We start from the raw sequence: 374 nt of genomic DNA, 5'->3' as shown, positions 1-374 counted from the left end.
CAAGAGAAGGCTCAACACAGAGAGCCATAGCAATATCGGGCCCGAACATATCCAATGATTTAGGGACACCTATCGTGGCTTCGCCTTCATCACGCTTCGTGAAAAGCTCAGCATCATTGATGACACGCTTCTTCATCATCTTCAGAGATCCATCAGACTGATCTCGAACGATGCGAAGCCTCTCATCATTAAGAGACCCCTTGAACTCCTTAAACGATCCGTACCTCTGTATCAGTCGCGTATTGAGTGTCTCATTATAGAACCACTCAAGATGGCCATCCTCCATCGTCTCAATATCGTTCGGCTTAGTCACATATTTTGTGACCTCATCAACAGACTCAAGAGTTCCCGCATCCTTAACAATGCACGACATC

Annotated in this window: 1 protein-coding gene; it reads right to left on the bottom strand. The window is 46.3% G+C overall.

Translation table 11 applies throughout. From position 1 onward, the window contains the following. A partial coding sequence (locus KP705_RS21875; protein WP_215765463.1) for a protein rep occupies nucleotides 1-374 on the bottom strand: 374 nt, incomplete at both ends.

The sequence above is a fragment of the Gluconobacter sp. P1D12_c genome, from assembly GCF_018812105.1.
GTDB lineage: Bacteria > Pseudomonadota > Alphaproteobacteria > Acetobacterales > Acetobacteraceae > Gluconobacter > Gluconobacter oxydans_A.
The sequence above is the reverse complement of the archived record's forward strand: the minus strand, read 5'-3'. Positions and strand labels throughout refer to the sequence as shown.